A 7362-nucleotide genomic window follows, 5' to 3' on the forward strand; every position below is an offset into this window, starting at 1 on the left:
GTTTGGAAGTCACTTCATTTTCGACTCAAACGCGGTCTCTTGTAGGAGCTGGCTTGCCAGCGATGGTCGTTAACGATAACGCGCGTAAGCTGGATAAACGCGGCACATTTGAGTCCATCGCCGGCAAGCCGGCTCCTACAAGTCCCCTCAGGGATTAGCCACCTGCGCAGGCAACGCTGGCATGTGCGGGTCATTCCAGGCGAACCGATAGGCTTTGCCGGCCTCTTGCGGCAGGCATTTGCCGTTGTCGGCCTCCGCCCCCACGATCGACCAGTTCGCCCGGGAGTTTTCGCCCAGTTCACGGGCCGCTTCGGGTTTGAAGCACTGGTTCAGCACGTCATCCGGCACCAGGGCGTAGGCCTTGGGGTGTTCGCGCAGGTATTGCGCAGCCTTCTCGATGGAGGAGTAGTCCATGCCGAAATGCACGATCGGTTGACGGGCGAACAACCAGTGCCCCTCCTCCCAGTTGACCAGCACCAGATCGGCGCCCTGGGTCATGGTCGCCGCCTGCGCCATGAGCACCTGATCAACGTTGGTGCCTTCCTTGAGCGGTTCGATGAAACCACGGGCGAACCACAACGCGAACCAGATCGCCACCAGTGCCGGGAACACCCGACGCAAACGCGGGTGCCTTTTGAACCAGCGCTTGAGCAGCCACGGGATCAACGGTGCGGCGACCAGCACCAGCCCGGGCAGCGCCGGGTAGATGTATAACTTGCGCTTGCCAGTGCTGATGCAGAAAAACAGCACCACCAGCACCACCCAACCGAGCAATACCAGGACCCGGCCGTCACGTTTTTGCAACTGCCGGCGCCAGGCGGGGACCAACCATGGCAGCACCAGCACCAGCGGTAGCCAGTACTGCGGAATCACGTTGGTGAAGAAGTACCAGAACGGTTCGCGGTGATGCCACGCAGCGGCATAGCGGCCCGCGGTCTGGTGCAGGAGGATTTCCCGCGCATAGGCAATTTCGTCAGCGCTGCCATTGACGATGATCGACAAGGCCAACGGCAACAGCCAGATCGCAATCGCTGCCAGCATCACCACCAACCCCAGCAACCACTTGCGCGCCTCGCCGGGCATGGCCACCACACCGGGCCAGTCTTTACGCACCGCATAGGCGTATGGAATCAGCAACAGCGCCGGCAGGAAACCCACGCCCTTGGTGATCACGCCAATGCCCATGGCCGCGCAGCCCGCGTAAAACCAGCGCCACGCAGGTCCCAGTAACAAGTGCCGCGCCAGACCGTAGAGGCCCAGGGAGGTGAACAGAATCAACAAGCTGTCGATCTGGCCAGTGCGCAGGATGCTGTAGGTCTGGTACGTCGCCAGGTACAACAGCGCAGCGTTGCGCCCGGTGCGCTGGGTCCACAAGCGACGGCCCAGGTCATAGACCATCGCCGTGACCGTCACGGCCGAAAACAGCCCCGGGATATACAGGGCGATGTTCGGCTTGCCGGTCAGCCAGGTGAAGAACGCCACCGTCCACATGAAAATCGGCGGCTTGTCGCCGTAGATCTCGGCGGCCCGGTGCGGGATCAGCCACGAGCCGTTTTGCAGCATCTCCAGGGCAACGCCAAGGAAACGCTCCTCATCCACATTCTGTGCCTGGCGCAACCCCAGCCCCGCGCCGATCAACAGCAGGGCAAGCAGCATCAGGCCCAGGCATTCGACCCTGGGCGACAGTGATCCACGCATGGTTTATTCCTTCACGCTTGTGCTTTTGGCAATCAATTGCAGGTTGCGAAAATAGACGAGGGAGCCAAACGCCTGCCCGGCGATGAACACCGGGTCCTGGCGATAAATGGCGTAGGCAAGCAACAAGGTGCTGCCGACGATGCTCAGGTACCAGAAGTTGGTCGGGATTACGCTGCGTTTCTTGTACTCGCTGTACAGCCACTGCAGGACAAACCGCCCGGTAAAGGCCACCTGCCCCGCAAAACCGACCAGCAGCCACAGGGTCTCACGAGTCAACGTCATCCTTCGATCTCCTGGGCAATGGTATTCAACCGCGTGCGCTTGATCAGCCACCAGACACCGAACAGATCGAGAATGCCCACCAGGGCACGGTCGAGGTTGCCGTATTTCGACACCCCGGCCGTACGCGGCCGGTGGTTGACCGGGTGCACGATCATGCGCCCGTTATGCCGCTGGATCAGCGCCGGAATGTAGCGATGCATGTGGTCGAAGTACGGCAGGCGCAAGAACGCCGCGCGCTCGATCAGCTTCAGGCCGCAACCGGTGTCCGGGGTGGCGTCCTTGAGCAGGCGGCGGCGCAGGTTGTTGGCGAACCGCGAGGCGTAGCGCTTGCTCGCGGTGTCACGGCGGTTGACCCGGTGCCCGGCGACCAGTTGCACATCGACCTGGCCCGGTTCGCCGCGCACCAGCGCCAGCATGCCGGGGATGTCCGCCGGGTCGTTCTGGCCGTCGCCATCGAGGGTCGCCAGCCATTGGCCACGGGCCTCTTGCGCGGCGTGGTACAGCGAAGTGCTCTGCCCCAGCGAGCGCTCGTGATGCAGGATGCGCAAAGTGTTCAAGCCGTCGTGGCGCATCTGCCGCAGTTCCTGCAGGGTCGAATCGGTGCTGCCATCGTCGACGACGATGATTTCGTACGATTCAGCGGCCAACGCGACGCGGATTTCCTCGAGCAATGGCTTGAGGTTGTTCGCTTCGTTCTTGGCGGGAATCAGTACGGATACAAAAATGTCTTGGCTCATGGGGTCTCTCTCGCCTTTTTGATTGTTTCGAGATCAGAGGCGAACGCTTCAAATCTGATAGAACTGCCGATACCACTTCACAAACTCGCCAACGCCGGTTTCGAGCGTCACTTGCGGGCTGAAGCCCACCCACTCGGCCAGTGCCGAGACATCGGCCCAGGTCTTGACCACATCACCGGCCTGCATCGGCATGTAGTTGCGCCGGGCTTGCAAGCCCAGGGCGGACTCCAGGCAGTCGACGAAATCCAGCAACGCCACCGGCATGCCACGCCCGATGTTGAAGAGCCGGTTTACCCCGGTGGCGGAGCCTTGCGGCACCGGAGGCCGTGGGCGTAGTCGGGCGATACCTTCGACAATGTCGTCGACGTAGGTAAAGTCGCGCGACATCTGCCCCTGGTTGTAAATGTCGATGGGCAGGCCTTTGAGGATGGCGTCGGTAAACTTGAACAACGCCATGTCCGGGCGACCCCATGGACCGTAGACGGTAAAAAAGCGCAGGCCACTGGCTTTCAGGCCATACAAATGGCAGTAACTTTCGGCCAGCAGTTCATTGGCGCGCTTGCTGGCGGCGTACAGCGAAACGGGATGTTCGACAGGGTCCTCGACACTGAACGGCATCTTGCTGTTGGTGCCGTACACCGAACTGCTCGAGGCGTAGATCAGATGCTCGGGGCGATGGTGTCGACAGGCTTCCAGGACATTGAGGAACCCCACCAGGTTCGATTGCCCATAGACATCCGGATTGTCCAGCGAGTAGCGCACCCCGGCCTGAGCGGCCAGATGCACCACCTCGGTAAATGCGTGTTCTTGAAACAGGCTCATCAGGGCCGGTTTATCGACGATATCCATTTTCCGGAAACGAAAACCCGGCAAAGTCTCCAGCACCTTGAGACGAGCATGCTTGAGCTCCACGTCGTAGTAGTCGTTGAGGTTGTCGATACCGACAACGTCCTGACCCTCGTGGCACAAGCGCTGGACCGTATGAAAACCAATGAAGCCGGCTGCACCGGTGACCAGAACGGTCATTGGACGCACGCCTGCGACTGCGCCGCGATCGGCGCGAGATTACTGATCCAGACCCTTGTCAGCTTCATATTCAGCTCCTGCTTATGGCGTCATTCGCGCACGGTTTCGTTGTGAAGCTTATAAAACAGAAACATTTCAGTTTCGATAACCCCGTGCGCGACCTCAGCAAAAAAACAATATTTGGCCGAAACAGCCGCTACTATCTGGCCGAATCGTCACATGGCTTGTAAAACCGGAACAAGCCGATATCCACGGTCTTGACGTATTGCGTGGCCCAATCCGGCTTGACGGTACGATCATGGAAATACAGGGCATGCTCGGTGTCACTCGGTGAGCGATTCGATTCAGTGTAGTCGTGAAATGATTTCACCCGGCCCACTACACTCTGGACAAATCCGTTGCCCTGGAAGGGCCAACTTCGCGCATCATGGGTGCCATCTGCTCAAGGGGGATTTTCATGGGGTTCATCTCATCCGCATCGCGTTTTGCCGGCTTGTCACTGGGCCTGGTATTCGCCGCCAGCGCCGTGGCGGCGGACGAAGCGCAATTGATCGAATCGATCAACGTCTACCGCAGCCAACTGCAGCGCTGTGCAGGCCAGGTGTCATCGGAGCTGCCGCCGCTGTCGGCCGACCCGCGCCTGGTGCTGACCGCCTCGAGCATCGGCGATCTGCAGCAGGCCATGGCCACTGCGGGTTATCCCATGAAGAATGTGCAAGCCATCAGCCTGTCCGGGCCTCGCGATGCGGCCTCGGCGATGAAAGCGATTCAGGAGAGTTTTTGCCAGATCGTCCTCGACCCGCAATTCGTCGATGTCGGCGTCAGCCGCCAGGACAATCAGTGGCGCATCGTCGTGGCGCGGCCACTGCTGAGTTCACGCCTGGGCGACTGGCAAACCGAAGGCCAGAAGTTGCTCATCGAACTCAACGCCGCACGGGCCAAGCCGCGTCAATGCGGCACCCAGTCTTTCAATGCCACCGCGCCGCTGGCCTGGAACGCCACGCTGGGCACGGCCGCCGAAACCCACTCGCGCTCCATGGCCAACAACAACTACTTCGATCACAAGGACCGTGACGGCCGCACCCCGGGCGACCGCGCGGAACTGGCTGGCTACGACTTCCAGCAGATCGGCGAAAACATCGCCGCCGGGCAAGACAGCGTACGCAAGGTGGTCGATGGCTGGCTGGCCAGCCCCGGCCACTGCGCCAACCTGATGAACCCGCAGTTCCGCGAACTGGGCGCGGCGTATGCGACCGATCCGAAGAGCGATGCGGGGATTTACTGGACGGCGATGTTTGGGGCGCAGTAACCAAAAACCGAAGTCCCTGTAGGAGCAGCTGGTCCACGTAGTGGCTCCAGACCGTGTACATCAGGATTGAAGTTCATCATAGATCCGGTCGATCACCCGGTCATCAATAGTGATTGGACGCCCGTCAGAGTTGCTCTTAGCCTGCGCTCAACAAGTCCGCAAGTAGTTCATAACTGTAGGAGCGAGCTCGCTCGCGATGGACCCAAGAGCACCGCGTGTAACCAAGAAGCACGCGTAATCGTTAACGACCATCGCGAGCAAGCTCGCTCCTACAGACTTTTCGGTGCCGGGAGAGGAAGTCATGTCACAACGAGTCTTGATCGATGGCTTCTCCCGGCGCGTGGACTACCTGCGCATATCGGTCACCGACCGCTGCGATTTCCGTTGCGTGTATTGCATGGCCGAGGACATGCAGTTTCTGCCCCGGCAACGGGTGCTGACCCTGGAAGAGATTTATCAACTGGCACAAAGCTTCGTGGCGCTGGGCACCCGCAAGATCCGCCTGACCGGAGGCGAGCCGCTGATCCGTCCGGGCGTAGTGCAGCTGTGCGAGAAAATCGCCGCCCTGCCCGGCCTGCGTGAACTGTGCATGACCACCAATGGTTCGCAGCTGGCCAGACTGGCCGAGCCGTTGTTCGACGCCGGGGTCAAGCGCCTCAACATCAGCCTCGACTGCCTGGACCCGCAACGTTTTCGCGAACTGACCCGCACCGGTGACCTGGCGCAGGTAATCAAGGGCATCGACGCTGCCAACCAGGCCGGTTTTCGCAACACCAAGCTCAATTGCGTGGTGATGAAAGGCCGCAATGACCATGAGATCAATGATCTGGTGAGCTTCGCCATCGACCGTAACCTCGACATCTCCTTTATCGAGGAGATGCCATTGGGCACCATCGACGAGCACAGCCGCGCCGAATCTTTTTTCTCCAGTGCTCAGGTTCGGGAACGCATCGCCGAACGCTACACTCTGATCGATTCCGCCGAGTCGACCCAAGGGCCGTCGCGCTACTGGCGCCTGGCCGAGGCGCCGCAGATTCGCCTGGGGTTCATCTCACCCCACAGCCACAACTTTTGCGGCACCTGCAACCGGGTGCGGCTGACCGTGGAAGGACGCCTGCTGCTGTGCCTGGGCAATGAGCACGCAGTGGATCTCAAGGCGGTGTTGCGCAGCCACCCCGGACAGCCCGAACGCCTGGAAAAAGCCGTTATCGAGGCGATGAAACTCAAGCCTTACCGACACAACTTCGAAGTGAACGACGACGTTCAGGTCATTCGCTTCATGAACATGACGGGCGGCTGAGGCCCATGCCCTCAACGCGCGCTTGCGCCAGGAAAACGAACTGGCCGCCAGTGGCGACTGGTTGCAGCCGATGCCCAAGGGCAACTCCACAGACATCAGCGGGCAGATACTGATGCAGGTTGGTCAACAGTGCTCGGCACTCAACGAGTCCGGGGCGATCAACGACTGGCGCTACACGCTCATGGCCAACCACCTGACCAGCCTGACCCACGCCCAGGCGGTCTGTGAACGGATCAAGAACACCCCGCTGCCCTTCCCCTACGCTCTGTTGCTGCACCGCACCATCCACCTGTTCTGCATCCTTTTGCCGTTCGCCATGGCCGACCACCTGGGCTGGCTGACACCGATTTTCACCGCGATCGTCAGCTACACCTTTTTCGGCCTGGATGCGATTGCCGATGAACTGGAAGACCCCTTCGGCCGCGATGAAAACGACTGCCCACCGACGCCATCGTGCGCACCATCGAACGTGATGTACTGGCGGCCCTGGGTGTGACGGAACTTCCACCACAACTGGAGCCGGTGGATTTTGTGTTGAATTGAGACTCAAGAAACACGCAATCCCTGTAGGAGCGGGGTTGCCCGCGAAGGCGTCAGGTCAGTCGACATCTCTGTTGTATGTGCCGGCCTCTTCGCTGGCAAGCCAGCTCCTACGGGGGCGGGGGTGTACACAGATTTAGCGTCCGAGCTGGCTTGCCAGCGAAGGCGGCCTGCCAGTCGCTATCAATGTTGAATGTGCCGGCCTCTTCGCGGGCAAGCCCGCTCCTACAGGGATTGTGGCTGGTCGCGGGATTGGCGCTCACTGAAGATCAAAACTGTAGGAGCGGGCTTGCCCGCGAAAGCGGAGTGTCAGGCGACATCTCTGTCGAAAGGGCATGAACCGCGCAGCGTCGCCCTCTTCCAGTGCAGCATCAAGCAGCTATGCAACGTGCTCCGGCATAGCTACAGTCTTTGGCTCAAAGCTTTTCTGCACAAGGAATCTGCGTTTGAACCCCACGCCCTCCCCGATC

6 protein-coding genes and 2 pseudogenes are annotated in these 7362 nt (G+C 60.4%); 3 read left to right on the forward strand and 5 right to left on the reverse strand.

Annotated elements, in window-relative coordinates:
• Window positions 1-147: 147 nt before the first annotated feature.
• From KGA81_RS16655 to KGA81_RS16675, 5 genes and pseudogenes are all read right to left on the reverse strand, one after another.
• Window positions 148-1698 carry an ArnT family glycosyltransferase gene (locus tag KGA81_RS16655; RefSeq protein WP_223547280.1) on the reverse strand — a complete coding sequence of 517 codons (1551 nt, stop codon included), beginning with the start codon at window positions 1696-1698 and terminating at the stop codon, window positions 148-150.
• A 3-nt stretch (window positions 1699-1701) separates the two neighbouring features.
• Entirely contained in the window at window positions 1702-1980 is a 279-nt protein-coding gene (locus KGA81_RS16660) for a lipid-A-disaccharide synthase N-terminal domain-containing protein (RefSeq protein ID WP_218428721.1), read from the reverse strand.
• Window positions 1977-2717, reverse strand: a complete 741-nt coding sequence (locus KGA81_RS16665; protein WP_223547281.1) for a glycosyltransferase family 2 protein — start codon at window positions 2715-2717, stop codon at window positions 1977-1979. The genes KGA81_RS16660 and KGA81_RS16665 overlap by 4 nt, the downstream gene beginning before the upstream one ends.
• A gap of 48 nt (window positions 2718-2765) precedes the next feature.
• On the reverse strand, window positions 2766-3743 hold the full coding sequence (locus KGA81_RS16670; RefSeq protein WP_223547282.1) for an NAD-dependent epimerase: 978 nt from the start codon (window positions 3741-3743) through the stop codon (window positions 2766-2768).
• Window positions 3744-3942: 199 nt separating this feature from the next.
• A pseudogene (locus tag KGA81_RS16675) lies at window positions 3943-4074 on the reverse strand (cell wall hydrolase); the annotation flags it as partial.
• 126 nt (window positions 4075-4200) lie between these two features.
• Here KGA81_RS16675 and KGA81_RS16680 point away from each other — a divergent pair.
• The 3 genes and pseudogenes from KGA81_RS16680 to KGA81_RS16690 all read left to right on the forward strand — a co-directional run.
• Entirely contained in the window at window positions 4201-5052 is an 852-nt protein-coding gene (locus KGA81_RS16680) for a CAP domain-containing protein (protein WP_223547283.1), read from the forward strand.
• Window positions 5053-5353: 301 nt separating this feature from the next.
• Window positions 5354-6352, forward strand: a complete 999-nt coding sequence (gene moaA / locus KGA81_RS16685; protein WP_223547284.1) for a GTP 3',8-cyclase MoaA — start codon at window positions 5354-5356, stop codon at window positions 6350-6352.
• 1 nt (window position 6353) lies between these two features.
• A pseudogene (locus KGA81_RS16690) lies at window positions 6354-6895 on the forward strand (bestrophin family protein); the annotation flags it as partial.
• Window positions 6896-7362 lie beyond the last annotated feature (467 nt).

It is taken from the genome of Pseudomonas sp. A-B-19, assembly GCF_019947515.1.
Taxonomy (GTDB): Bacteria; Pseudomonadota; Gammaproteobacteria; order Pseudomonadales; family Pseudomonadaceae; genus Aquipseudomonas.